The organism is Mesorhizobium sp. M4B.F.Ca.ET.089.01.1.1, assembly GCF_004022605.1.
In the GTDB taxonomy this organism is placed as follows: domain Bacteria; phylum Pseudomonadota; class Alphaproteobacteria; order Rhizobiales; family Rhizobiaceae; genus Mesorhizobium; species Mesorhizobium abyssinicae.
Genome location: NZ_RZOS01000048.1, coordinates 1 through 22,655, shown reverse-complemented (window position 1 = coordinate 22,655; position 22,655 = coordinate 1). Strand labels below are relative to the sequence as shown.

Annotated in this window: 21 protein-coding genes and 1 pseudogene; 15 read left to right on the top strand and 7 right to left on the bottom strand. The window is 63.6% G+C overall.

Annotated elements, in window-relative coordinates; genetic code table 11:
• Positions 1–291 precede the first annotated feature (291 nt).
• The 9 genes from EN780_RS07665 to EN780_RS07625 all read left to right on the top strand — a co-directional run bounded on the left by EN780_RS07665 (position 292) and on the right by EN780_RS07625 (position 9,755).
• Entirely contained in the window at positions 292–1,257 is a 966-nt protein-coding gene (locus EN780_RS07665; RefSeq protein WP_128272952.1) for a hypothetical protein, read from the top strand.
• Positions 1,258–1,324: 67 nt separating this feature from the next.
• A complete protein-coding gene (gene nadA, locus EN780_RS07660; RefSeq protein ID WP_128272950.1) occupies positions 1,325–2,299 on the top strand; it encodes a quinolinate synthase NadA in 975 nt (324 codons plus the stop codon).
• Positions 2,296–3,825 (top strand): L-aspartate oxidase, encoded by a 1,530-nt coding sequence (locus EN780_RS07655; protein WP_128272948.1) that lies wholly within the window; start codon positions 2,296–2,298, stop codon positions 3,823–3,825. The genes nadA and EN780_RS07655 overlap by 4 nt, the downstream gene beginning before the upstream one ends.
• The gene (nadC, locus tag EN780_RS07650) at positions 3,825–4,679 is read left to right on the top strand and encodes a carboxylating nicotinate-nucleotide diphosphorylase (protein ID WP_127392942.1); all 855 of its coding nucleotides are present in this window, start codon (positions 3,825–3,827) and stop codon (positions 4,677–4,679) included. The genes EN780_RS07655 and nadC overlap by 1 nt, the downstream gene beginning before the upstream one ends.
• 61 nt (positions 4,680–4,740) lie before the next feature.
• Complete coding sequence (gene bioB, locus EN780_RS07645) at positions 4,741–5,742, top strand: biotin synthase BioB (RefSeq protein ID WP_127308740.1); 1,002 nt, start codon at positions 4,741–4,743, stop codon at positions 5,740–5,742.
• The gene (locus EN780_RS07640) at positions 5,739–6,878 is read left to right on the top strand and encodes an 8-amino-7-oxononanoate synthase (protein WP_127283533.1); all 1,140 of its coding nucleotides are present in this window, start codon (positions 5,739–5,741) and stop codon (positions 6,876–6,878) included. Before bioB ends, EN780_RS07640 begins: the two co-directional genes overlap by 4 nt.
• On the top strand, positions 6,875–7,510 hold the full coding sequence (bioD, locus tag EN780_RS07635) for a dethiobiotin synthase (protein ID WP_128272946.1): 636 nt from the start codon (positions 6,875–6,877) through the stop codon (positions 7,508–7,510). Before EN780_RS07640 ends, bioD begins: the two co-directional genes overlap by 4 nt.
• A complete protein-coding gene (locus EN780_RS07630) occupies positions 7,510–8,775 on the top strand; it encodes an adenosylmethionine--8-amino-7-oxononanoate transaminase (protein ID WP_128272944.1) in 1,266 nt (421 codons plus the stop codon). Before bioD ends, EN780_RS07630 begins: the two co-directional genes overlap by 1 nt.
• The gene (locus tag EN780_RS07625; RefSeq protein WP_128272942.1) at positions 8,772–9,755 is read left to right on the top strand and encodes a beta-ketoacyl-ACP synthase III; all 984 of its coding nucleotides are present in this window, start codon (positions 8,772–8,774) and stop codon (positions 9,753–9,755) included. The genes EN780_RS07630 and EN780_RS07625 overlap by 4 nt, the downstream gene beginning before the upstream one ends.
• Positions 9,756–9,827: 72 nt before the next feature.
• On the opposite strand, the gene EN780_RS07620 is transcribed toward EN780_RS07625, so the two are convergent.
• The 4 genes from EN780_RS07620 to EN780_RS07605 all read right to left on the bottom strand — a co-directional run bounded on the left by EN780_RS07620 (position 9,828) and on the right by EN780_RS07605 (position 13,759).
• The gene (locus EN780_RS07620; RefSeq protein WP_128272940.1) at positions 9,828–10,841 is read right to left on the bottom strand and encodes a zinc-binding alcohol dehydrogenase family protein; all 1,014 of its coding nucleotides are present in this window, start codon (positions 10,839–10,841) and stop codon (positions 9,828–9,830) included.
• Between the two features lie 72 nt (positions 10,842–10,913).
• Complete coding sequence (locus tag EN780_RS07615; protein WP_127282704.1) at positions 10,914–11,828, bottom strand: sugar ABC transporter substrate-binding protein; 915 nt, start codon at positions 11,826–11,828, stop codon at positions 10,914–10,916.
• Positions 11,829–11,921: 93 nt separating this feature from the next.
• On the bottom strand, positions 11,922–12,710 hold the full coding sequence (locus tag EN780_RS07610; RefSeq protein WP_127282703.1) for an ATP-binding cassette domain-containing protein: 789 nt from the start codon (positions 12,708–12,710) through the stop codon (positions 11,922–11,924).
• Positions 12,707–13,759, bottom strand: a complete 1,053-nt coding sequence (locus EN780_RS07605) for an ABC transporter permease (protein ID WP_245478074.1) — start codon at positions 13,757–13,759, stop codon at positions 12,707–12,709. Before EN780_RS07605 ends, EN780_RS07610 begins: the two co-directional genes overlap by 4 nt.
• 159 nt (positions 13,760–13,918) lie before the next feature.
• Here EN780_RS07605 and EN780_RS07600 point away from each other — a divergent pair, with 159 nt between their 5' ends.
• Positions 13,919–14,815, top strand: a complete 897-nt coding sequence (locus tag EN780_RS07600) for a GntR family transcriptional regulator (RefSeq protein ID WP_128272938.1) — start codon at positions 13,919–13,921, stop codon at positions 14,813–14,815.
• Between the two features lie 62 nt (positions 14,816–14,877).
• Here EN780_RS07600 and EN780_RS07595 read toward each other — a convergent pair whose 3' ends face one another.
• Both EN780_RS07595 and EN780_RS07590 read right to left on the bottom strand, forming a co-directional pair.
• Positions 14,878–15,471 carry a DJ-1/PfpI family protein gene (locus EN780_RS07595; protein ID WP_126056159.1) on the bottom strand — a complete coding sequence of 198 codons (594 nt, stop codon included), beginning with the start codon at positions 15,469–15,471 and terminating at the stop codon, positions 14,878–14,880.
• 144 nt (positions 15,472–15,615) lie between these two features.
• Positions 15,616–16,305, bottom strand: coding sequence for a GntR family transcriptional regulator (locus EN780_RS07590; RefSeq protein ID WP_128272936.1), 690 nt, complete (start codon positions 16,303–16,305; stop codon positions 15,616–15,618).
• 140 nt (positions 16,306–16,445) lie between these two features.
• On the opposite strand from EN780_RS07590, the gene EN780_RS07585 reads away from it, so the two are divergent.
• The 3 genes and pseudogenes from EN780_RS07585 to EN780_RS07575 all read left to right on the top strand — a co-directional run bounded on the left by EN780_RS07585 (position 16,446) and on the right by EN780_RS07575 (position 20,008).
• Positions 16,446–17,675, top strand: a complete 1,230-nt coding sequence (locus tag EN780_RS07585; protein WP_127282700.1) for an iron-containing alcohol dehydrogenase — start codon at positions 16,446–16,448, stop codon at positions 17,673–17,675.
• A 58-nt stretch (positions 17,676–17,733) separates the two neighbouring features.
• Positions 17,734–19,181 (top strand): annotated as a pseudogene (locus EN780_RS07580) (NAD-dependent succinate-semialdehyde dehydrogenase).
• A gap of 107 nt (positions 19,182–19,288) precedes the next feature.
• Positions 19,289–20,008, top strand: a complete 720-nt coding sequence (locus tag EN780_RS07575) for an alpha/beta hydrolase (protein WP_245499905.1) — start codon at positions 19,289–19,291, stop codon at positions 20,006–20,008.
• Here EN780_RS07575 and EN780_RS07570 read toward each other — a convergent pair.
• Positions 20,005–20,706 (bottom strand): GntR family transcriptional regulator, encoded by a 702-nt coding sequence (locus tag EN780_RS07570; RefSeq protein ID WP_127282711.1) that lies wholly within the window; start codon positions 20,704–20,706, stop codon positions 20,005–20,007. The genes EN780_RS07575 and EN780_RS07570 overlap by 4 nt on opposite strands.
• Positions 20,707–21,021: 315 nt before the next feature.
• On the opposite strand from EN780_RS07570, the gene EN780_RS07565 reads away from it, so the two are divergent.
• Both EN780_RS07565 and EN780_RS07560 read left to right on the top strand, forming a co-directional pair.
• The gene (locus tag EN780_RS07565) at positions 21,022–22,152 is read left to right on the top strand and encodes a mandelate racemase/muconate lactonizing enzyme family protein (protein WP_128272931.1); all 1,131 of its coding nucleotides are present in this window, start codon (positions 21,022–21,024) and stop codon (positions 22,150–22,152) included.
• 68 nt (positions 22,153–22,220) lie between these two features.
• Positions 22,221–22,655 (top strand): extracellular solute-binding protein (locus tag EN780_RS07560; RefSeq protein WP_128272929.1); only part of this gene is annotated, 435 nt, incomplete at its 3' end.

Below are 22,655 nucleotides of genomic sequence, written 5' to 3'. Positions count from 1 at the left end.
GCCCGGCCGAGACGCGGACAATGCGGTCGGGCAGGCTTCCTTCGCGCCAGCGGGTCAGCGACTGCATTGCCGCCTCGACGTCCTCGGCGCGCCGCAGCAATTCTTCGCCGACCGGATTGCCGCCTTGATGCAAGCGCACCAGCCGCTGTTTCGCGGCGAGACGCCGATGCAATGAGCCTCCAGAGGCCGATCTCGAGACCGTTCTCCCGTGCAAAACGTTGACGGGTGGCAGGCGGCAGTTCACCTTCGCTTGCCTGCCATCCACCTGATTTCTGGAATCCATCGAAGTCCATGCAATACGATACAACCCAGGCGACAAGGCAGGTTCAAAGGAACGATCAGAGCCATCCCGTCAGTGCGGACCTGATCGCTGTCGTCATTGCCGTGACGAATGGCGAGCCGCGCGTCCTGACCATCGAGCAGGCGCAAGCTTTGCCGTCCGGCCCTTTCGAGCTCGACCACCGCTCCTTGCAATCGGGCTTGCGGGCGTGGGTGGAGCGGCAGACCGGTCACCTGCTAGGCTATATTGAGCAGCTCTACACGTTTGCCGATCGCGACAGGACAGGCGATGCGCGCGTGCAGATATCGATCAGCTATCTCGGCCTGACACGGGAAGAGCAGGCCGAAAGGTCGCCCACGCATGGTTGGCGGGGCTGGTACGAGTATTTTCCGTGGGAGGATCACCGCGTGGGGGTGCCGCCCATTCTGGGCGATATTCTCATGCCCCGGCTTTTGGCCTGGGCCGACGATGCCGAGGATCTCGGCGTGCGCCGCGATCGCCGGCAGCGCATGGAATATGCCTTCGGCCTGGATGATCGCGGCTGGAACGAGGAGCTTGCTCTGCAGCGATACGAACTGCTTTATGAGGCCGCGCTGGTGCCGGAGGCTACACGCGGCCGGGACAATGGCAGTTCGCCGGCCATTCCGGGCCGACCAATGACTGCCGACCACCGCCGCATTCTGGCGACCGGGATCGCCAGGCTTCGAACCAAGATTAAATACCGTCCCGTCGTGTTCGAGCTGATGCCGCCGGCTTTCACGCTCTTGCAATTACAGCGCACCGTCGAAGCGCTCGCCGGTCGGCTCGTGCACAAACAGAATTTCCGGCGCCTTATCGAACAGCAGGACCTGGTCGAGGAGACCGGGGAGACGATGTCGGACACCGGCGGGAGACCGGCCAAGCGCTTCCGCTTCCGCCAGACGGTTCTGGCGGAACGAACTGTCGCAGGGACAAAATTGCCACTTTCACGCGCTTGACATTCCTTATGCTCAAGTTAAGCATATACCCTAGTTATACTCAACGCGAGCATAATGAGGGTAAGGCATGTTCAACGCCTCCACGCGCACCGCCGCGCTGTACGACCGCGTGCGGCGGGTTATCCCGCCGATCGAATGGCCCGCCTTCGCCGGCGACATCGACGCCATTCTCGACCTGAAGCGGCAACGAAACGCTGTCATCCTGGCGCACAACTATCAGACGCCGGAGATCTTCCATTGCGTCGCCGATATCGTCGGCGACAGCCTGGCGCTTGCCCGCAAGGCTATATCGGCCGAAGCGGACGTGATTGTGCTGGCCGGCGTGCATTTCATGGCCGAGACGGCGAAGCTGCTCAACCCTGAGAAGACCGTGCTCATCCCCGACCTGCGCGCCGGCTGTTCGCTGGCGGACTCCATTACCGCCGAAGATATCCGCCTGCTCAGGCAACGCTATCCGGGCGTGCCGGTCGTCACCTATGTCAACACGTCGGCCGAGGTGAAAGCCGAGTCCGACATCTGCTGCACGTCAGGCAATGCGAAGGCGGTCGTCGAGTCGCTTGGCGTCCCTCGGGTGATCATGCTGCCGGACGAATATCTGGCCCAGAACATCGCCGCGCAGACCGACGTTGAGATCATCGCCTGGAAAGGACATTGCGAGGTGCATGAGCGCTTCACGCCCGCCGATATTCGCGAGTTGCGCGAAAGCCATCCCGGCGTGACGGTGCTGGCGCATCCCGAATGCCCGCCCGACGTGGTGGCCGAGGCCGATTTTTCCGGCTCGACCGCAGCCATGTCAGGCTATGTCGAAAGGCAAAAGCCGCCCCGCGTCGTGCTGATGACGGAATGCTCGATGAGCGACAATGTCGCGCTTCAGCATCCCGAGGTCGAATTCATCCGGCCCTGCAATCTCTGCCCGCACATGAAGCGGATAACGCTGGCCAATATTCGCACGGCACTCGAAGAGAACCGCCATGTCGTGAGCATCGAGCCCGGCATCGCCGGCCGCGCGCGCCTGGCCGTCGAGCGGATGCTGGCCGTATGAGCGTGCAAAATCTCGACGGCCGCCCCGTCATCATCGGCGGCGGCATTGCCGGACTGATGACCGCGCTGCATCTGGCGCCGCAGCCGGTGCTTCTTCTGTCCAGGGCACCGCTGGGGGCTGACGCTTCGAGCGCCTGGGCCCAAGGTGGGCTGGCCGCCAGCCTCGGCGACGACGACGATCCGGCACTGCATCTGGCCGACACCCTCGCCGCCGGCGATGGGCTTTGCGACAGGTTGATGGCCGGCCGTATCCTCAATGCCGCGCCCGGCGCCATCGATCGGCTTGCGGGCTTCGGGGTCCGCTTCGACCGGGCACCAGACGGAACATTCCGCCTCGGACTGGAGGCAGCGCACGGCCGGCGGCGAATCGTCCATGCCGGTGGTGACGGCAGCGGACGAGAGGTCATGCGTGCCCTGGTCGCGGCCGTCCGCTCGACGCCGACCATAGAGGTCGTCGAGGGGTTCGAAGCGCGCCGGTTGGCCGTGGAGAACGGCAGCATCGCGGGCGTGCTGGCGACCTGCTCGACTGGTCCGGTGTTCTTCGCCACGGGACGGGTCGTCCTCGCAACGGGCGGCATCGGTGGCCTGTTTCTCGACAGCACCAATCCATTGGGCAGTTGCGGACAAGGCCTGGCGCTCGCAGCGCGTGCCGGCGCTACCCTTGCCGACCTTGAATTCGTCCAGTTCCACCCGACCGCGCTCGACGGGTCCGGCCGTCCCATGACGCTGATCAGCGAGGCTGTTCGCGGCGAAGGCGCAACCATCGTCGATGGAAGCGGCCGGCGTCTTCTCCAAGGCGTGCAAGGGGCGGAACTTGCGCCGCGCGACGTGCTGGCGCGTGCCGTCTGGAACCATCTTGCGAACGGCCACCGCGTCTTTCTCGATGTGCGGGAAAGGCCCGGCCCGGCGTTCGCGCGGCAGTTCCCGACCATCGCGTCAGCCTGCGGCAAGGCCGGCATCGATCCGGCGCGCGATCTCATTCCCATCCGCCCAGCCCAGCACTACCACATGGGTGGTGTCGCCGTGGATGGCTCCGGTCGCACGTCCGTATTGGGACTTTGGGCCTGCGGCGAAGTCGCCGCGACCGGGTTGCACGGCGCGAACAGGCTTGCCAGCAATTCGCTGACCGAGGCGGTGGTCTGCGCGCGCTGGGTCGCCGAAAGCATCGCGGGAACCGCTGCCCTCCGGACAAGGCAAGCGAATGCAAGCGACTGCCCGCCGTCCGATCCCGAGGCGGTGCGTCCCCTCTTGTCGCGTGCGCTCGGCGTCGTGCGGGACGGTGAAGGCCTGAAAGCAGCCGCACGGTCCTTGTTGCCGCTCGCCGAGCACGAGGGCGCGGACCCGGCGGCCGTCGGGTTGATGATCGCGATTGCCGCGTTGCTGCGCCGGGAAAGCCGCGGCGCTCACTATCGGACAGACTTTCCCCATCACGCGACTGATGGCCGGCGCTCCGAAATTACGCTCGAAGCAGCACTTGCGGCAGCGCGGGAACTTGCACACTCGCCAGCGCTGGAAACCGTAACCTGATGACCCTCTCGCCACTTCCCGCAATCATGCTCGAGCCGATGGTGCGGGCGGCTCTTCTCGAAGACCTCGGCAGAGCCGGCGACGTGACCACGGACGCCATCGTACCACGAGATCGCCATACGACGACCGTGCTTGCGGCTCGCCAGCAAGGCATCATCGCCGGCCTCGATCTGGCGATGCTCGCCTTCAAGCTGATCGATCCGAATGTCGAGATGACGGTGGAGCGCGCGGACGGCAGCGACGTAGCGCAGGGGGAGACCATCGCGTCGGTGAGCGGCCCGGCCCGTGCCATTCTCACGGCGGAACGCACGGCGCTCAATTTCCTGTGCCATCTCAGCGGCATAGCCACGGCGACCGCAGCGATCGTCAGTGCGATCCGCGGGCACAAGGCGAAGATCGTCTGCACCCGCAAGACGACACCGGGCTTGCGGGCAATCGAAAAATACGCCGTGCGCGCCGGCGGCGGCGCCAATCACCGCTTCGGCCTCGACGACGCCATCCTGATCAAGGACAACCACATCGCCATCGCCGGCGGAATTCGCCCGGCGATGGAGCGGGCGCGAATGAGCGTCGGCCATCTCGTCAAGGTCGAAGTCGAGGTCGATATGCTGGCCCAGTTGGAAGAAGCCTTGGCGCTTGCCCCCGACGCAGTCCTGTTGGACAACATGTCAGTCGATGACTTGCGCAAGGCGGTGGCCATGGTTGATGGCCGGGCGGTCACCGAGGCGTCTGGCAGGATCACCGCCGCGATTGCGCCAGCCGTTGCCGCAACCGGTATCGACCTGATTTCCATCGGCTGGTTGACTCACAGCGCCCCGATCCTCGATATCGGCCTCGATTATCGTGAGCTTTGATCGTCGGACCAGGCCATCTAAAGTCTAGCCGGCTCGCCACAACGCAAGGAACAGGATCGAAATGCACGCAGCGATTTCGGAAAAGACCGCGCCTGAAGTTCAATCCCTCGGCGACCGCCAGGTATGGAGCCTGGAAGAAGCCCAGGCTCTCCACGATGCGCCTTTCAACGACCTCTTGTTTCAGGCGCAGACCGTTCACCGCCAGAACTTCGATCCCAACAAGGTCCAGCTCAGCCGGCTTCTCAGCATCAAGACGGGCGGCTGTCCGGAGGATTGCGGCTATTGCAGCCAGTCGGCGCACCATGAAAGCGGGCTGAAGGCGTCGAAGCTGATGGAGGTCAGGCGCGTCATCGCCGAGGCGACCAAGGCGCGCGACGCCGGCGCCACCCGCTATTGCATGGGCGCCGCCTGGCGAAATCCCAAGGGGCGCGACATGGATGCGGTCGTGGCGATGGTCGAAGGCGTCAAGGCGCTGGGCATGGAGACCTGCATGACGCTCGGCATGCTCGACCTCGGCCAGGCGCAGCGGCTGAAGGAGGCTGGCCTCGACTACTACAACCACAACATCGACACCTCCGAGCGCTACTACTCAGAGATCATCTCGACCCGGACATTTGCCGACCGGCTGGATACGCTGGCCAATGTCCGCGACAGCGGCATCAAGGTCTGCTGCGGCGGCATTGTCGGCATGGGCGAAGAGCCGGTGGACCGGATCGACATGCTGGTGACGCTGGCCAACCTGCCGGAACATCCGGAAAGCGTTCCGATCAACATGCTCATCCCGATCGCCGGCACCCCGCTTGCCGATGCCAGGCCGATCGAGCCGATCGAGTTCGTGCGCGTGATCGCGCTGGCGCGCATCATGATGCCGAAATCGCATGTCCGACTTTCCGCCGGGCGCACCGCCATGACCGACGAGATGCAGGCGCTGTGCTTCTTTGCCGGCGCCAATTCGATCTTCGTCGGCGACACGCTGCTGACGGCGGACAATCCTGGCGAGGACAAGGATAGCCTTCTGTTCCGCCGTCTCGGCATCGAGCCGATGGACCTCGAGGCGCAATGAACGAAGCGCCGCTTGCCCGCTATGACGCGACCTTGCGCGGACTGGCGCGCAAGGACCGTCTGCGGACGCTTTCGCCGCGCGCCGGGCTCGATTTCTCGTCCAACGACTATCTCGGGCTCGCCGCCTCCAAAAGACTCGGCGACGCGGTGGCGGCGGCGATCGCGCAGGGCACGCCGGTCGGCGCGACCGGATCTCGGCTGCTGCGCGGCAACGCGCCGGAACACGAGGCACTGGAGGCGGACGCGGCAGCGTTCTTCAGAGCCGACCGCGCGCTGTTCTTCGGCACCGGCTACATTGCCAACTTCGCCCTGCTGACCGCCCTGCCGCAGAAGGGTGACCTTTTGGTCCTCGACGAATTGGCTCATGCCAGCATGCATGAGGGGGCCCGCGCTGGCCGCGCCGAGTTCAAGCTCGCCGTGCACAACGACGTCGATGCCTTCGAGGATGCGATCACGCGCTGGCGCGCCGAAGGCGGCACCGGGCGCGTCTGGATCGTGGTCGAAAGCCTCTACAGCATGGACGGCGACCGCGCGCCGATGGAGGAGCTGGTCGCGCTTGCCGACCGCCACGAGGCCTTCATCGTCGTCGACGAGGCGCATGCCACCGGCGTCTGGGGGCCAGACGGCCGCGGCCTTGCCGCCGCTTTCGAGGGCCGCGACAACATCGTCGCGCTTCACACATGCGGCAAGGCGCTCGGCGCGGCCGGTGCGCTCGTCACCGGGCCGGGATTGCTGTGCGACTATCTCGTCAACCGCTGCCGGCCCTTCATCTACTCCACCGCGCCATCGCCGCTGATGGCCGTGGCAGCGCGCGAGGCGATTGCCATGCTGTCCGACGAGCCCCAACGCCGTGCCCGGTTGCAGGAGCGCGTTGCCTTCGCGGGCCGCCAATTGGCCGAGCGCTGCGGCGTGGCCCCTAGCGGCTCGCAGATCCAGCCCTTCGTCATCGGCGACAACGGGCGCACCATGGCGTTGGCGGCGGCGCTGCGGGCGCGCGGTTTCGACATTCGCGGCATTCGTCCGCCGACCGTCCCCGAGGGCACATCGCGGCTGCGCATTTCGCTGACGCTCAATGTCGACGAGGCCGACATTTCGGCCATGGTCGAGGCGCTCGTCGAGGTGTTGGCCGCGGCATGACCAAGCGCATCGTCATCACCGGAACAGATACCGGGATCGGCAAAACGGTGTTTTCGGCGGCATTGGCCGGCCTGCTCGACGGCTTCTACTGGAAGCCGGTGCAATCGGGGCTTGATGAGGAGACCGACAGCGAGGTCGTTGAACGGCTCGCCGGCCTGCCGCCGGGGCGCGTGCTGCCCGAAGTGTATCGCCTGAAGGAGCCACTGTCGCCGCATCGTTCAGCCGAACTCGACGGCGTCGCGATAGACGCCGCAGAGCTATCGCTTCCGGACTTGCCGGGGCCGCTCGTCATCGAAGGCGCCGGGGGACTTATGGTGCCGCTCAACCGGCGCACCAAATTCATCGACATCTTCGCGCAGTGGCGGGTGCCGGTCATCCTGTGCGCCCGTACCAAGCTCGGCACGATCAACCACACCCTCCTGTCGATCGAGGCGCTCAGGGCCCGTTCCGTCCCGCTCATCGGCATTGCCTTCATCGGCGATGAGGTGGCCGACACGCAGAGAACAATCGTGGAATTCAGCGGCGTGCGCCAGCTTGGCAGGCTGCCGCTGCTCGATCCGCTGACGAGCGGGACGCTGAGGGAAGCGATGGTTGCCGGCTTCGACCTCTCAGCGATCGCGGGGGGCGAATGATGTCGCAGTCTCAAGTCTGGCATCCCTTCACCCAGCACGCGCTCGAGCCGGCTATCCCCGAAATCGTCCGGACGGAAGGGGCCTACCTCTACAAGGCCGACGGCACGCGCATCCTGGATGCCATTTCCTCCTGGTGGGTCGTCACCCACGGCCACCGCCATCCCCGCATCGTCAAGGCCATCGAGACGACCGCGGCGAGCCTCGACCAGATCATCTTCGCCGGCTTCACCCACGAGCCGGCCGAACGGCTGGCCAGGGAACTCGTCGGCCTCGCACCGGCCGGCCTCGACCGGGTGTTCTATTCCGACAGCGGCTCGACCGCCGTCGAGGTCGCGCTGAAGATGGCGCTCGGCTATTTCCGCAACATCGACGCGCCGCGCTCGCGCATCGTCGTCATGGAGCACAGCTATCATGGCGACACCATCGGCACGATGAGCGTCGGCGCCCGCGGCGTGTTCAACGCCGCCTACGAGCCCTTGCTGTTCGAGGTCGACACCATCCCCTTCCCGGCCGCCGGGCGCGAGCAGGAGACGCTCGATCGGTTCGAGGCAGTCTCCCGCGACCGGCGCGCGGCCGCGCTGATCGTCGAACCGCTGGTGCTCGGCGCCGGCGGCATGCTGATGTATCCGGCCTGGGTTGTGGCCGAGCTGAAGAAGATCGCCGAAGCCTCCGGCACATTGCTGATCGCCGACGAGGTGATGACCGGCTGGGGCCGCACCGGGACCATGTTCGCCTGTGAGCAGGCATCGATCTCACCGGACATTCTGTGCACTTCAAAGGGCCTGACGGGCGGCGTTATCCCGCTGGCGGCGACGCTTGCGACCGATGCAATCTTCCAGGCCCATTATTCGCAGGACCGGAGGAAGACATTCTTCCACTCGAGTTCCTACACCGCCAATCCGATCGCCTGCGCGGCGGCGCTCGCCAATGTCGAGATCTGGCGTGACGAACCGGTGGCCGAGCGGGTCGCGGACCTGAGCGCAAAACAGGCTGCCGGGCTTCGGCGTTTTCGCGACAATCCGTTTTTTACCGACATCCGCGCAACGGGGACCATCGCGGCCCTCGACCTGCGCACCGGCTCCGCCGGCTATCTGGCCGAGATCGGGCCGAAGCTGCGCGCGTTCTTCCTCGAACGCGGACTTTTGGTGCGTCCGCTCGGCAATGTCCTCTATCTCCTGCCGCCCTATTGCATCACCGGCGACGAGCTCGACGGCCTCTATGACGCCCTCGAGGAGGCCGGCGAACGCTTTGGCGCAAAGCCATGAACAGGTCGTCGCGCCTTCTCGGCTTCGGCCATCATGCGCCGGAACGCAGGGTCGAGAACCCGGAGATCGAAAAACGTCTCGGGCTCGAGCCCGGCTGGATCGAGCGGCGCACCGGCATACGGTCGCGCTTCTGGGCAACGGAAGAAGACACGCTGTCGGGCCTTGCCGCGCAAGCCGGCGACATGGCGCTGGCGAACGCCGGCATCGACCGTAGCGACATCGGCCTGCTGCTGCTTGCCACCTCGACGCCCGATCACCTGCTGCCGCCCAGCGCGCCGCTGGTCGCGCATCGGCTGGGGCTCGGCCGCGCCGGCGCGATCGACCTGACCGGCGCCTGCGCCGGCTTCATCTATGCGCTGATGTTCGCGGACGGATTTACACGCCTGCACGGCAAAGCGAGCCTCGTCATCGCCGCCAACATCCTCAGCCGCCGCATCAATCCGGCCGAGCGCGCCAGCGCCGTGCTGTTTGCCGACGCCGCCGGCGCCGTGGTGATCGGTCCCGGCGATGAACCGGATCGAGGCATTCTCGGCGCATCGGTTGATTCCGACGGCTCGCGCTACGGGCTGATCCAGATTCCCGCGGGCGGAAGCAACAAGCCCTTCCAGGCCGATCTCGACCTCGCTGAGACCCGGATGACCATCATTGACGGCCGCGAGGTGTTCGCCAAGGCGGTCGAGATGATGACAACCTGCTCGCGGGACGCGCTCGCTGCTGCCCGCATGCGGCCGCAGGACATCGATCGGTTCGTGCCGCATCAGGCCAACGCCCGCATTTTCGACGCGGTGGGGCGAAACCTCGGCATCGCCGATCAAGCGATCGTCAAGACGATCGTCGAATACGGCAACTCTTCCGCAGCAACGATCCCGCTGTCGCTGTCGTTGGCCCATCATGCGGAGCCGTTTCGGTCGGGCGAGAAAATCCTTCTGGCTGCGGCGGGTGCCGGCCTCAGCGGCGGCGCTCTCGTCGTCAGGATCTAGCCGGGCGACCGCATGTGCTTGTCGTTGGCGGATCGAACTCCAGGGTCTGCAGAGGCGCCAGCATCGTTCTTTCTAGAAGGCGATCACCGCCTTTATGAGCCCCGACTTCTGATGCGTCCAACGAGCGATATCGTGCAGGCTGTTCTGAAGGGTCGTGTCGTGCGTTATCAGCTTGGCCGCAGGGATGGCACCATCGCGCATTGCCGCCATGACGTGGTCGAAGTCGACGCGAAGCGCATTGCGGCTGCCGATCAACATCATCTCGCGTTTGTGGAATTCGGGATCCGAGAAAGTGATCTCGTCCTTAATGACGCTTACCATTACCAGGGCGCCGCCATGAGCCACGTAGCCGAACGCGGCTTGTATCGAGACCTTGCTGCCGGTCGCATCGAAGACGAGGTCGAAAAAGTCGCCATCGGTTCGCTCTCTCACCTGCTCGACAGGTGAGCCCGATGCACTGTCGATGACGGGAAACCCGAGTTGGCTTTCGGCGAAGTCGAGCCGTTCCCGGCTGGTGTCCATGAGCGTCACCGCTTGGCCGGCAATACGCGCAAACAATGCCGTACCCAGTCCGATAGGCCCGGCGCCGATGACCAGCGTCTGTGCGCCGGCAGCAAGCCTGGAGCGTCTCACCGCGTGAGCGCCGATCGCCAGGAACTCGACAGCTGCCGCGGCAACGAGCGGCAGTCCTGCGACCGGGTAGAGGTTGTCGGCAGGCACCAGCAATTCCTCACACATGCCGCCATCGCGATGAACGCCCAACACTTCGATCGATACGCAGCAATTCGGCTTGCCGTGACGGCACGCAATGCATTTGCCGCAGACAAGATAGGGATTTACGACGACCCGTTCGCCGACTTCGATGGCGACGCCTTCGCCTACTGCGGTCACGGTGCCAGAGAGTTCATGTCCCATGACACGTGGATAGACCAGGTAGGGATGCTTGCCCTCATAGATGTGGTAGTCGGTGCCACAGATGCCGACATGGCTGATGCTGACCAGCGCCCATCCGGCGCCCGGCGGGCCGGGCGCCGGGCGATCCTCGAAGACCAATTCGCCGGGCTTGCGGCATACGAGCGCTTTCATGCGAATTATCTTCCTGAGATGTTTCAAAAAGAACCCGGCGGCTGAGATCGCCGCCGGGCCAAGGTGTGGAGCCTATTCGAAGTCTTTGACGTTCTGCAGCGTCACCAGTCCTGCACCGGTATCCACATTGGCTTCGACGGGTTCCCCGCGGATCGCCTTGACGACGGTATCGATGCCAAGCTCGCCCATTTTTGCCGGAAATTGCGCCACGCTGGCATCTTCCGCGCCGGACTTGATCGCTTCGATCTCACCACAGCAGGCGTCGAAACCGACCAGGATGATCTTGTCGTTGCCGATCCCCGCATTGCTGATCGACTTGACGGCTCCCGGGATTGGCGGTCCGCATGCCGCGTAGATCGCCTTGAGATCGGGATTGGCGGTCAGGATGTCTTCGGTCACCGACGTGCCAAGTTCGAGCGTGCAGTTGGTTGCGCCCTTGCCGACCACCTCGACCTTGACGTCGCCGAGGCCCTCCATCATGCCGGTGACCCGGTCGTCCAGCGCCGGCACTCCGGGAACGCCTTGCAGGATGCCGATCTTGTCGCCGCTCTTGAGCACGGTCTTCAGGTACTCACCGGCAATCTTGCCGCCGTTCAGGTTGTTGGTCGAAACCAACGCGGTCTGGCCCTTCCAGTCCGGGATTCCGTTGTCGACGAGAACCACCTTGATGCCGGCAGCGACCGCCTTGTCGAGCGTCGGCGCGACGGTCGGATCGACCGGAGTGATCGCCAGCCCCTTGACCCCTTGCGTGATCATGGATTCGATCAGGGCAATCTGGCCCTCGATGTCGGTTGCCGCCTGGCCCTGGCCGGTGACCAACTGGACTTCAGGATGAGCGGCGGCGTATTTCTTGGCCGCGTCCTCCATGGTCGAGTAGAACGGCACCGGGAATTTCGTAATCAGGCCGACCTTGATCTTGTCGGCGGCCGAAGCCGGCATCGCGCACGCAACGGCGATCGCCAGCCCAGCGAACAGTTTTCGGTTCATTGGCATTCCATTCCTCCCTTGGATTGAGGCGTCTTCCGGCGGAAGTCGCTTCAGGCATTTGCGGACCGCAACAGTCCCCAAATCTCGGACGGATCAGGCTCCCACGATCATGGAGACCAGTTCCTGCTTGTTGTCCTTGGTCGGCACCAGTTCGCCGACCTTGCGGCCCTGGCGAAGCACCACGGCGCGATCGGCAAGCTCGACGACATGCTCCATATTGTGGGTGATCAGAATGACGGCGTTGCCCTGGTCGCGCAGCGTCGCGACCAGGTTGAGCACTTGCCGCGATTCACGCAGGCCAAGTGCAGCGGTCGGCTCGTCCAGGATCACGACCTTGCGGGCAAACACGGTCGACCGGGCCACCGCAATGGCTTGCCTTTGTCCACCCGACATCATGGCAACGACGGCGTCCAGCCTTGGCAACGTGACTTTCAAATTGGCGAGCAGAACGCGCGTTTCGGCATCCATCCGGCGCTGTTGAAGAAATCGCATGCCGCGAGGAAGCCATTGCGGCCCCGCCAGTTCGCGACCGGCAAAGAAGTTCTGTCCCGGCGTCAGATTGTCGAACAGCGCCAGGTCCTGGTAGACAGTCTCGATGCCGGCGAAGCGCGCATCCGCAGGGGAGCGTATCTGCGTTGGCGCACCGTCCAGGAGGATCGCGCCGGCATCGAGTTGGTGCACCCCGCTGATGCATTTGGTCAGCGTCGACTTGCCAGCGCCGTTGTCGCCCAGAAGCCCCAAGATCTCGCCGCGCCGGACCTCGATGCTGACGTCGTCCAGCGCCACAACCGAGCCGAAACGCTTGGTCGCGCCGCGTACCGCAAGCACGGGATATTCAGCGGCGGTGGCTGCATGATCGACGCCTGCTGGAACGGCACTCACGACTGCCTCCCGGCCTGCATGACACGCACGCGCCCTTCGAGATAGTTGCGCAAGACGTCGGACTCGACCGCTATGACGATGACCACGCCAATGACGATGAGTTGGAAGAAGACATTGACGTTGAGCAGGTTGAGCGCGTTGCGGATGACGCCGATCATGATGGCGCCGATCAAGGCATGGCCAAGATGGCCGCGACCGCCGAGAAAACTGGCACCGCCGATGATGACCGCCGCGATCGTATCCAGTTCCAGCAGATTGCCGAACAAGGGCGAACCGGCGTCGGTGCGGCCGGCAAGGATGACCGCCCCGATTCCGGCGCACAGCCCCGAGATCACATAGACCGAAACCAGCACCCAGGACACGGGAATGCCCATGCGCAGGGCAGCGTCGGGCCGGCCGCCGACGGCATAGATCCAGCGTCCCCAGACCATCGTCTTGGCCATTGCGAAAAGAACTGCGGCAACGCCGGCGACCACAAAGACCGATCCAGGCAGACCCCAGACCGCCTCGCGGCCAAGCGCATCGATGGCATCCGGCATGCCAGGGATGGCGCGCCCGTCAGCCAGTTGCAGCGCCAGCCCCTTGGCGATGCTCAATGTCGCCAGGGTGATGATGAACGGATGCGGCAGCCGGCCGAACACGTAGAAGAGCCCGTTGATGGCGCCGACCGCCGCACCGCAGGCGACCATCACCGCGATCACTAGGAAGGCGGGGGCGCCGGCATGGAAACTGAGCGCGCCGACGACTGAAGCCAGTGCAACGTTCGAGCCGACCGAGAGATCGATCCCACGCGTCAGGATGACCAGATGCTGGCCCATCGCCACAACCGAGATGACGGCGGTCTGGGCGAGGATGTTGCTGAGGTTGCGCCCCGTCAGAAAATAGGGCGACAGAAAACTGAGAACGACAATCAGCAACGCCAGGATGACGACCGGACCGGCGCTCAGCAGGGCCAAGCCCAGAGCAAGGCCAGGAACGGCTTCTTGCTTCTTGGGTGCTCGCACTGCGGCCTCGCCGACAGAGGTGCCGGTGTTTCCCGCTTCAGGCAAAGTTCCCTCCCCGCCGCGGCTTGTGTGAGCCTCGTCGCTTATGTTGTATTTTTAGCTTCCTCTTATCGATAAAAAACAACCAGTATCACTTGGTCAAGTTGTTTTTTATGGATAAAGTTCATGCTAGAAAGGACAAGGTGTTGCTCTGAGGTAGATCCGATGCGAACCGACACTGTTTACAAGAAGGCTTTCAACCGCGCCGCCAGTATGCTGCGCGACGGACAATTGACCGGCGACCTCCCTTCCGAAAATGAACTCAGAAGGCAAATGGGAGTGAGCCGCACGACTGTCCGAAAGGTCCTGGGAGAACTTGCCCACCGCGAACTTATTGCCGAGCGCAGCGGCGTCAGGACGGCAGGCCGACCGGTCGAGGATAGCGACTACTATCCCGACGCCGAAACCACATCACGGGCCAAGCACGTCGAGCAGCAATTCATGGAGTGGATGCTGCGCGGTGACACCAGACCCGGCACCAGCATCAACGAGCTCGAGCTGGCGCGGCAGTTCGGTGTCGCAACCAACGGAATCCGCGAGTTCCTGATCCGCTTCAGCCGGTTTGGGCTGCTCGAAAAAAGGCCGAACACGGGTTGGCTTTTCAAGGGCTTTACTGAAGATTTCGCACTTGAGCTGTTCGAGATCCGCGTCATGTTCGAGCTGCGCTCGGCGCATCTGTTTTCCCGACAGCCCGACACTTCCCCGTTGTGGGAGAAGCTGGCCGTGCTCAAGATTGCGCATACCGAACTGCTGAAGCGGATTGAAAGCCGATTCCACGACTTTTCCGGCCTCGACAACCGGTTTCACCGGCTCATAAACGAGGCTTCGCCGAACCGCTTCATCGACGATTTCTACGATATCATCAGCTTCATTTTCCACTACCACTATCAGTGGAACAAGCATGACGAAAAACAGCGCAACCAGGCGGCGATCCTGGAGCATCTCGCCTATATCGAGGCGCTCGAAAGCCGCGATCCAGAACGCATCGAGCGAGCCTGCCGAGCGCATCTTGGCTCGGCGAGAGAAACGCTGATGCGTTCGCTGATCGTATTTGACGAATGATAGGAACGAGCCGCTTTTGAAGGGAACCGGCGCATCATTGCGGGATGCGTCGGAACCAACGCTTACGCGTGGCGTATCTCCGTTCCCAGCACCTTCAGGCATTCACGGATGAACGCCGCAAGCGCGGTCCAGCCCTTGGCCGAAACCATCGTCCCATCCACATAGGCATCGGTGGGAGACAGATCGATATAGGTGCCGCCTGCCAGCGTCACCTCCGGCTCGCAAGCCGCGAGCGCGCCGACCTTCTTGCCGCGGACGACGCCGTCGACCGCTATCAGGATCTGCACGCCATGGCAGATCGTAAATATCGGTTTGTTCGCCTCGTGGAAGTGGCGCACCATCGCCTGCACGCGCTTGTCGGTGCGGATATATTCCGGTCCGCGCCCGCCGGCGCAGTAGACGGCGTCGTATTGGCTCAGTTGCTTCTCGGCGTCGGAAAAGGTCTTGTTGATCAGCGCATTGTGACCGGGCTTTTCGGTATAGGTCTGATCGCCCTCAAAATCGTGCAGCGATGTCTTGATCAGATCGCCGGCTTTCTTGTCCGGGCAGACGACATGAACAGTATGGCCGACGGCCTCCATCGCCTGCTGGTAGACGAAGATTTCATATTCCTCGGTGAATTCGCCCGTCAGCATCAGTATCTTTTTTCCTGGCATGGTCTTCCTCTCGGTTTGTGGGAAGGCGAGGTGCATTTGGCGCCTCGCCAGACAGGGATCGAAATCGGAGCAGAGCGGTTAAGTCGGGGAATAGTTTTCCTTGGCGTTGGCTGGGCGATCGGCGGCGCGTCGAGCTTGACGGTCCTACTCGAACGCAGGCAGGAGCCGGTCCCGCGAATTCTCGATGTGTACACGCATGGCTTTTTCGGCGGCGTCCGGATCGCCCGCGGAGAAGGCGGCGAGAATGGCCTCATGCTCGTCGAGGGCCTCTTCGGTCACGCGTGAGTGATACATCAAGCGGAAGATGTGGAAGTGGGTATGCTGGTGATTGAGCGTCTCGCGAATGAGCTCGTTCTGGGCGAACTCGACGATCTTGTCGTGAAAGATCGCATCCTGACGGGCGAAGTTCGAATAACGCAGGCGTTCGTCTTTCCCCTCCCGCCGGGCCATGACGCCAGCCGCTTCCTGCAGCACGGTCAGGCGCTCGTCGTCCAGTGCTGCAGTGGCTTTGGCCGCGGCGGCGGGCTCAAGTAGAAGGCGCAACTCGTAAAGCTCGTCAAAGCGGCGGCGGGTGATTTGCGGGGCGGCCCGATAGCCGATCAGGTGGGTCTTCAGCACCAGGCCCTCGCCCTCCAACCTGCCAAGCGCTTCGCGAATGGGGGTATGCGAGACGTTGAACTCCTTCACGAGATTGTCGACGGTGATGCGCGATCCTGGAGCAATCCTGAGCGACATCAGCTGCGCGAAGATTGCCTCGTAAACGTCGCCGGCCAGGCTGTTGGCGCGCTGGATACGGGCTGTCGAAGGAGCTTCCGTCAGGTCCGCGTTCTGCATTGTTTACCCTCTTGACAGGAGCACTCACTAGCACGATGGTTCGGGCAATTCAATCCTATATCCTATACGATTTAATAGAGGATAATTTGGGAAATGACCCAGACGTCGAGGCCGGCCCCTGGAACTGAAGGATGCCGTCCATGACCTTGTTCGCAGCCGCGCGCCTGCCGCGCGAGATCCTGTTCGGCAAAGGCCAGCGGCATGTGCTGCCTGCTGTTGCCGCCAAATTTGGGCGGCGCGCGTTCGTCTGCACCGACGAGCGTTTCGCGGCGACTTCGCAGTTCGCCGAAATTCTTGCCGGCCTGCACAATGGGGCGATAGAGACGCTGGTCTACGACCGAACGCTGCCGGATGTGCCCCGCGACAGCGTCGCCGCCTGCATTGCGCAGGCGGTGGATTTCAAGCCGGACATGGTGATCGGGATCGGCGGCGGCAGCTGCCTCGACATGGCCAAATGCGCAGCACTTCTGCTCAGCCATGGTGGCAGGCCCCAGGACTACTACGGGGAGTTCAAGGTGCCAGGCCCTACCCTTCCCGTGATCGCTGTGCCAACTACGGCCGGGACAGGCTCCGAGGTGACCCCCGTCGCCGTGATTTCCGATCCGGATCGGACGCTGAAAGTGGGTATCTCGAGTCCCCACCTCATCGCCGCGGTGGCGCTTTGCGATCCGGAACTGACGTCGACATGCCCCCCTTCCCTGACGGCGATCGCCGGCGCCGACGCGTTGACGCACGCAATCGAGGCCTTCACCGCGGCCAGACGCGGCGACGATCCCCGTCTGCCGCAGCAGCATGTCTTTGTCGGCAAAAGCGCTCTGACCGATCATTTCGCGCTTCTGGCCATCAGGCTGCTCGGTCGCAGCCTCGAAACGGCATATCGCGACGGATCGGACGGGAATGCGCGCGCCGACGTCATGATGGGAGCGCTGGCCGCCGGTTGCGCCTTCGGTACCGCCGGAACGGCCGCCGCTCACGCGGTGCAGTATCCGGTCGGCGCAGTTACACATACTGCGCATGGTCTGGGCGTCGCCACCATGCTGCCATATGTGATGAGCTACAACCTTCCCGCCGCGGCCGCAGAGATTGCCGAAGTTGGCGCCGCTCTCGGCCTTTCCCGTCAGAGCGGCGACGGCGCCGATGCATCGGCGCACGCCACCATCCGCGAGGTGAGCCGGCTGTTTTGCGCTATCGGCATCCCACCGAACTTGGCCAAGCTTGGCCTTCCCGAGGACAGGATCGACTGGACGGCCGAGCAGGCGCTCGGCATCGACCGGCTGATCAAGAACAATCCGCGTCCGTTCGACCTCGCCGCGATGCGACGGCTGGTCAGGGCTGCGTATGATGGCGACATGTCCGCCGCCATGATGTGATCGATCAGGAGCTCACCCCATGAATATCGCCGCAGGCATATCCGACGAGGATCAAGATATGTTCGACTACGCCACGGTCTCGCACGGTCTCTACATTGGCGGACGCTGGCAGCCCTCGTCGGAGGGCCGCGTGATCGAAGTGGTCGATCCATCAACCGAAGCCGTGATCGCGGTGGTTCCCGATGCCACGCTTGCCGACGCGGCCGCAGCCGTCAACGCGGCCTCGAAGGCAGCGGCCGGCTGGCGCGAGACCTCGCCACGCAGGCGTTCGGAAATCCTGCGGCGCTGCTTCGAACTGATGACCGAACGGGCGGAGATACTGGCTGCGCTGATCTCGCTGGAGAACGGCAAGGCGCTGCGTGACGCGCGCAGCGAGGTCGCCTACGCCGCCGAGTTCTTTCGCTGGAATGCCGAGGAGGCGGTCCGCATCAGCGGCGAGTTCGGCCTTGCGCCCTCGGGCGCCAACCGCATCATTGTCGACTACCAGCCCATCGGCATTTGCGTGCTCATCACGCCATGGAATTTCCCGCCGCCATGGCGACGCGCAAGATTGCGCCGGCGCTCGCGGCCGGCTGCACAGTGATTTTGAAGCCCGCTAGCGAGACGCCGCTGACGGCCTATGCGCTGGCAGCGCTCTACGAGGAGGCTGGCGTGCCGCCCGGCGTCGTAAACGTGCTGACGACCTCGACGCCCGGACCGGTGACGGCGGCCATGCTGGCCGATCCGCGCGTGCGGAAATTGTCATTCACCGGCTCGACCGGTGTCGGCCGGGTGCTCCTGGCCGAAGCCGCCAAGCACGTCATCTCCTGTTCGATGGAACTTGGCGGCAATGCACCGTTCATCGTCTTCGACGACGCCGACCTAGAAGCAGCGCTCGACGGTGCGATGGTTGCCAAGATGCGCAATGCCGGCGAGGCCTGCACCGCCGCCAATCGGCTTTACGTGCAGGCCGGCATTCATGACGCCTTCGCCGATGGGCTGCGCAAACGCATGGCTGCCCTCAATGTAGGTGCTGGCACACACCCGGAAACCGAGTGCGGCCCGATGATCACCAGCAAGGCCGCGGACAAGATCGATCGTCTCGTCCAGGACGCGGTCGCCCGCGGCGCCAAGGTTCTGTGCGGCGGAGCGATCGCCGAAGGCAAGGGCTACTTCTACCCGCCGACGGTGCTTCGCGACGTTCCCGCTGATGCCGCCATGATCCATGAGGAAATATTCGGCCCCGTGGCTCCGATCATGCGCTTCGACAGCGAGGCGGACGCCCTTGCGAGGGCCAACGACACCGAATACGGTCTCGCGGCCTATGTCTACACGCGCGACCTGGCCAAGGGCATGCGCGTGGCATCGAAGATCGAGTCGGGCATGATCGCCCTGAACCGCGGCCTGATGTCGGATCCGGCGGCGCCCTTTGGCGGCGTCAAGCAGAGCGGACTGGGCCGCGAAGGCGGTCAAAAGCACGGCGTTGCCGAGTTCATGGAGGCGAAGTACATCGCCGTGACCCTGTGAGCGGAAACGCCAAAGATCCGTTTCGCATTCGCGATCATGTGGTCGAGTTCGACGACATCGTCGCCGAGATCGTGCGCAGAAGCGAGGACACCAGGGCGAACGTGCCAATGGTCGATGTCGCCTACGGAGATGACGCCACCGAGACCATCGACCTGTACTTTCCCGAGGGCAAACGCGACCGCCTGCCGGTGCATATGTTCATCCACGGCGGCTATTGGCGCATGTTCTCCAAGCGTGATTATTCTTATGTCGCCGAGACCGTCACGAACGCCGGTGCGATCGCAGTCATCGTCGACTATGCGCTGATGCCGGCAGTCAGGATGGCAAAAATCGTCGACCAGGTGCGCCGCGCCAAGCGATGGGTGCTTGACCATATCGCGGACCATGGCGGCGATCCCGACCTGCTGACGGTCAGCGGTCATTCCGCCGGCGCGCATCTGGCGACGATGCTTTTCGAGGGCGACAGCCGGCCGTCCGGCATCAAAGCTGCGCTGCTGCTCGGCGGCCTTTACGACCTGAAGCCGTTGCAGATGTCATTCCTTGCCGCCGAGATCGCGATCACCGACGAAGAAGCCCGCCGGTTCTCGCCGATCAACCACAGCTTCGATCCATCCGTGGCCGTAGGGATCTCGGTCGGCGCCGATGAGACGCCGCCCTTCCACAGCCAGGCCGCGATGTTCACGAGCCACCTGGAAGAGCAAGGGCTGACTGTCTCGCGCACGACCCTTGCGGCGGCCAATCACATGAGCAGCGTCCGCGACCTTGGCGTGGCGGGCACCGAAGCCGCGTCACTATTGGCCCGCCTCGTGGGATCTCATTCAGCCTAGTAGCCGTAGTAGAGCCCAAGACCGCGCTGCAGGGCGGAGGCCAGATGCGCCTGCATTGCCGCCGCAGCTGCCTCCGGGTCGCGTGCCTTGCATGCCAGGATGACCTGCATGTGCTCGCGCAGGGATTGCAGCACGAGAGGCACGGTGACCTTTCTGTCCAGCCGGATCAGCCGGACGTAGTTGTGAAGCCGCTTGTAGGAACTGTCGATCAATGGATTGTTCAGGCTGGCAATGATGGAGTGATGCAGCAAGGTCTCGAGTTGCTCGAGGTCGGCCCTGACCAGGTCGGTGAGCCCACCGCGCTCGATCTCCTCGATGACCGCCAAATGACGTCTTTCCAGTTCCGCCAGATCCGCCTCGTCCGCGGTTTGCGCGTAAACCCCTGTCGCCGCGCGCTCCAGAATGCTGCGAAACTGGTAGGTCGACCTGGTCAGTTCGAACCCGGGCTTGACGAACTGGATGCCCGAGCGCGAATGGATGATGACGATCCCCTCCGCCTCGAGCAGCTTGAGCGCATCGCGCAGCGGCGCCACCGGGATTTGCAGCATTTCGACAAGATCGCCTTGCGACAGAAAGGCCCCCGCGGGGATCTTCCGCTCGAACAGTGTCTCAAGAATGCGCGTGTAGGCACGATCGCCAAGGCGTTGGCCGGCTGCCGCTCCGGCGGCCCCATCGGACTGATCGTCGTGCTGCGCCACTTTTGACCTCGCATCTGAAATATCTAGGCATGATTCTGAAACATTACCGGCTGCGCCATCGTAGAGTATCGCATTGCCGGTTATCAATGCACCTTTGCAGGATACGGCTGACCGGGGTATTGCGCTGCGCGCAACCGGTATTCTGGGCTGCCTGGAGGTCGTCGCGCGCCACCGAGTCCGGGTCGCTAAGCCGTTGACGAAGCGTCGCCTGCTGCATTTGCGTGCTTGCCTGCCCGACAGTTTTGCGCCTGGCCGCTTGCCTCTTGTCCAGAACTGAAATATCTAAAGCGCATTCTGAGATATCAGAGAGCCAGTATGCGCATCGCCGAGTACCGCATTACCCGCTATCAATTCGCTCGTGACCGGACCATCGGTGACAGTCAGGTCCGCCTCGATACGGCGCACGTGGCCGCGCTTGAGCTCGTTGCCGAGAATGGCCTGGTCGGGCTGGGCTTTATCCAGAGCTTGTTTCACCCGCTACCAGACCAGGCGGAGATCGTGCGGGTTTTTGAAGAGGAGGCCTGGCCCGATCTCGCAGGGCAATCGCCTTTGGCGCTTGTGCATCGGGTCCAGCGGCCGCGCGGCGGAAACAGGCGCGCCTTCGGCCTGCCTTTCGAGGAAGCCCTCCAGGTTGCGCTGTGGGATCTGAGTGCGAAGCTGGTCGGCCTGCCGTTGCACGAGCTCCTGGGGAGCCGGCGCAAACGCGTGAAGGCCTACGCATCCGGTCTCGATTTCCACCTCAGCGACGATGAATTCCAGGCGTTCTTTGCCCATGCCGAGGCGCTTGGTTATCGCGCGTTCAAGATCAAGGTGGGGCATCCCGATTTCGACCGGGATTTGTCCCGGCTGGAGCTGTTGAGAAAGACGGTGCGGCCCGGCTCGTCGATCATGATCGACGCAAACGAGGCTTGGGGGGCCAAGGAGGCATCGGTAAAACTGCAGAAAATTCATAGCCTTGGCTTTGATCTGCTTTGGGTCGAGGACCCTATCCTGCGCCATGACTTCGACGGTCTTCGCAACCTCAAGGCGGCAACGCCGTGGACCATGATCAATTCGGGCGAATACCTCGATGCGGCCGGCAAGCGCCTGTTGATGCAGGCCGGCGCTACCGACATGCTGAATGTCCATGGGCAGGTGACGGACGTGATGCGCATCGGCTGGCTGGCAGCCGAACTCGGCGTCCCGGTGACGCTTGGCAATACGTTTCTCGAAATCGGCGTACACATGGCCTGTGCGCTGCCCGAAGTCGAGTGGCTCGAATACTCGTTCCAGAACTTCGATCACCTGGTCGAGCAAACAATCGAAATTCATGACGGCTGGATTCATGCGCCCGATCGAACGGGCCATGGGCTGGTCTTGTCGGAGACCGGGCGTCTGGATTGGACGCGCCCCGAAATCCTGTCGCGCGAAGACCTTGGTGATGCACCCGTCAACCCCGCGGGTTGACGGGGTCCCAAACTCGCAGCGAGCGCTGGATGAAGCGAAGGCCTGGTAGATAAAAAGGGAGGAATGACGTGCAGAAGCTGAAGATATTGACCGCAATTGCGACCATGGTGGTGGCGTCGCCGGCACTGGCCCAGGAGATCACCGTCTGGGACGTCAACGTGGACGATGCCGCCCACGCGACATACTATGATCACGCGAAGGCTGCATTCGAGGCCGCGCACCCGGGAGCAACTCTCAACCTCCTGTCTCAACCGGACGCCGAGTACTACACGCTGCTGGGCACGGCGCTCGCTTCGAAGGCCGGTCCCGACGTCATCTGGGCCAATGGCGGCGCCCAGGCCAAGGCTCTGGTCGGCGGGTTGATCCCGCTCGACGACAAGCTGCCCGACCTGATCCCCAAGCTCGTTGGAAAGTCCGCGTTCACCGGACCTGATGGCAAGCTGTACTTCATCCCGACGACGCTGCAGGGTCACGTCGTCTACTACAACAAGCCGCTTTACAAG

Bases quoted from the DNA above. Each gene is read 5' to 3' on its own strand.
- EN780_RS07665 (WP_128272952.1), top strand. From the start codon at position 292: ATGCAATACGATACAACCCAGGCGACAAGGCAGGTTCAAAGGAACGAT.
- nadA (WP_128272950.1), top strand. From the start codon at position 1,325: ATGTTCAACGCCTCCACGCGCACCGCCGCGCTGTACGACCGCGTGCGG.
- EN780_RS07655 (WP_128272948.1), top strand. From the start codon at position 2,296: ATGAGCGTGCAAAATCTCGACGGCCGCCCCGTCATCATCGGCGGCGGC.
- nadC (WP_127392942.1), top strand. From the start codon at position 3,825: ATGACCCTCTCGCCACTTCCCGCAATCATGCTCGAGCCGATGGTGCGG.
- bioB (WP_127308740.1), top strand. From the start codon at position 4,741: ATGCACGCAGCGATTTCGGAAAAGACCGCGCCTGAAGTTCAATCCCTC.
- EN780_RS07640 (WP_127283533.1), top strand. From the start codon at position 5,739: ATGAACGAAGCGCCGCTTGCCCGCTATGACGCGACCTTGCGCGGACTG.
- bioD (WP_128272946.1), top strand. From the start codon at position 6,875: ATGACCAAGCGCATCGTCATCACCGGAACAGATACCGGGATCGGCAAA.
- EN780_RS07630 (WP_128272944.1), top strand. From the start codon at position 7,510: ATGTCGCAGTCTCAAGTCTGGCATCCCTTCACCCAGCACGCGCTCGAG.
- EN780_RS07625 (WP_128272942.1), top strand. From the start codon at position 8,772: ATGAACAGGTCGTCGCGCCTTCTCGGCTTCGGCCATCATGCGCCGGAA.
- EN780_RS07620 (WP_128272940.1), bottom strand. From the start codon at position 10,841: ATGAAAGCGCTCGTATGCCGCAAGCCCGGCGAATTGGTCTTCGAGGAT.
- EN780_RS07615 (WP_127282704.1), bottom strand. From the start codon at position 11,828: ATGAACCGAAAACTGTTCGCTGGGCTGGCGATCGCCGTTGCGTGCGCG.
- EN780_RS07600 (WP_128272938.1), top strand. From the start codon at position 13,919: ATGCGAACCGACACTGTTTACAAGAAGGCTTTCAACCGCGCCGCCAGT.
- EN780_RS07595 (WP_126056159.1), bottom strand. From the start codon at position 15,471: ATGCCAGGAAAAAAGATACTGATGCTGACGGGCGAATTCACCGAGGAA.
- EN780_RS07590 (WP_128272936.1), bottom strand. From the start codon at position 16,305: ATGCAGAACGCGGACCTGACGGAAGCTCCTTCGACAGCCCGTATCCAG.
- EN780_RS07585 (WP_127282700.1), top strand. From the start codon at position 16,446: ATGACCTTGTTCGCAGCCGCGCGCCTGCCGCGCGAGATCCTGTTCGGC.
- EN780_RS07575 (WP_245499905.1), top strand. From the start codon at position 19,289: ATGGTCGATGTCGCCTACGGAGATGACGCCACCGAGACCATCGACCTG.
- EN780_RS07565 (WP_128272931.1), top strand. From the start codon at position 21,022: ATGCGCATCGCCGAGTACCGCATTACCCGCTATCAATTCGCTCGTGAC.